This window comes from Variovorax sp. 10L426 (genome assembly GCF_056395305.1).
The window spans coordinates 1-411 of the sequence record NZ_JBFTJF010000110.1 but is presented as its reverse complement, the minus strand read 5'-3'; the positions used below and the strand labels follow the sequence as shown (position 1 = coordinate 411).

Genomic DNA, 411 nt, shown 5'->3' with positions numbered 1-411 from the left:
CGGCTCCCACCGCTGCGCACGATCATGCCAAAACCGCATCCCCCGCTGCCGTCCGCTCCGGAGACTGAGTACTCGGTCGAGAACAACCCCCACAAAGGCAATCGCGGTATCCGCCGCGCCTGGCACGCGGCGATCAACTCGCTGTCCGGCCTGCGCTACGCGGTGCTCGAAGAGAGCGCGTTCCGGCAGGAACTGACGCTGGTGGTGATTTTCACGCCATGCGCGTTCCTGCTGCCGATCTCGGCGGTCGAACGGATATTGCTGCTGGGGACGCTGCTGCTGGTGCTGATCGTGGAATTGCTGAATTCCAGCGTGGAGGCCGCCGTGGACCGGATTTCGCTCGAGCGGCACAGCCTGTCGAAGCGCGCCAAGGACTTTGGCAGCGCGGCGGTCATGCTGGCGCTCGTGCTG

At 65.5% G+C, this 411-nt stretch carries 1 protein-coding gene; it reads left to right on the top strand.

Going from position 1 to position 411, the window contains the following annotated elements; translation table 11 throughout:
* Positions 1-24 precede the first annotated feature (24 nt).
* Positions 25-411, top strand: a 387-nt coding sequence (locus AC1DHL_RS30000) for a diacylglycerol kinase (RefSeq protein WP_478164369.1), incomplete at its 3' end; no start/stop codon positions are given.